At 72.0% G+C, this 1,292-nt stretch carries 1 protein-coding gene; it reads left to right on the top strand.

Annotation, left to right across the window (positions count from 1 at the left end):
* Positions 1-1,292, top strand: a 1,292-nt coding sequence (locus ACFOX0_RS34135; protein WP_377553814.1) for a polyketide synthase dehydratase domain-containing protein, incomplete at both ends; no start/stop codon positions are given.

The following is a 1,292-nucleotide window of genomic DNA, read 5'->3' as shown; positions in this document are numbered from 1 at the left end:
CGGCACCAACATCGACACAGTCCTCGCCCAAACCTGGGCCAACGGCCACGGCAACCACCCAGCCCAACCCACCAACCACCTACCCGACGCACCCACCTACCCGTTCCAACACCAGAGCTACTGGCTGACCTCCGGTCATGCGGCGGGGACGGGCAGCCATCCGTTCCTCACCAGTACGGCCGTGCACGCACCGACCAACACGACACTGTGGACCGGCACGCCCAACCCGGCCGTGCACAGCTGGCTCGGTGACCACGTCATCGACGGGACCCCGCTGCTGCCGGCCGCCGCACTGCTCGAGATGTGCTGGTACGCCGGTCGTGCGCTCGGCACTCCGTACGTGCGGGAACTGGTGTTGCGGGCGCCGGTGGCCGTACCCCCGCGGGGTGGTCTTGATGTGCAGGTGGTGGTCGGTGAGCCGGACGCCGATGGTGGCCGGACGGTCACCGTGCTGTCGCGTGCCGCCGGTGCGGCGGACGCCGATTCGGCCTGGTCGGTGCACGCCACCGGGGTGCTCAGTGATGAGGAGCCGCTGCTGCCGGGCGCCGATCTCACCGAGTGGCCGCCGCAGCGGGCGGAGCCGGTCGACGTCGACGACCTCTACGACGCGCTAGCCGATCGCGGTTTCGAGTACGGCCCGGCCTTCCACGGCCTGCGCCGGGCGTGGCGGCGCGGCGACGAGCTCTTCGCCGAGGTAGCGACCGACGGCGCGGCGGCCGGGTTCGAGCTGTCGCCGATGCTGCTCGATGCCGCGCTGCACGTGCTGCACCTCGGGGTGACCGAAGGTGGAGTGGCTGAGGACGAGCCGATGCGACTGCCGTGGTCCTGGAGTGATGCGGCGCTGTGGGCGCCGGGCGCGGACGAGCTGCGGGTGCACCTGACCGTCGGCACGGAGGTCACGTTGCGGATCGCCGACCGGACCGGGTCGCCGGTGGCCACGGTGGGTGCGCTGGCGCTGCGCCCGTTCGACCGTTCCGCGTTGCCGGCGGCGGCCGTGGCCGGTTCGCTGTACCGCCTGGAGTGGGCCGCGGTCGAGCCGGGGGCCGAGCCGTTGACGGAGCGGGTGATCTTCGCCGAGATCGAGCCGGGCGATCTTTTCGCCACGACGGCTCAGGCGCACCGGGTGCTGGTCGACTGGCTGGCCGGTGACCACGACGGGGATCGTCTGGTGGTGGTGACGCGTGGGGCGGTAGCCGTCACCGACACCGACGACCCCGACCCCGACCAAGGCGCCGTCTGGGGACTCATCCGCAGCGCCCAAGCCGAACACCCCCACCGCTTCACCCTCCTCG

This window comes from Micromonospora zhanjiangensis, assembly GCF_042650605.1.
Lineage (GTDB): Bacteria > Actinomycetota > Actinomycetes > Mycobacteriales > Micromonosporaceae > Micromonospora_J > Micromonospora_J zhanjiangensis.
The sequence above is the reverse complement of the archived record's forward strand: the minus strand, read 5'-3'. Positions and strand labels throughout refer to the sequence as shown.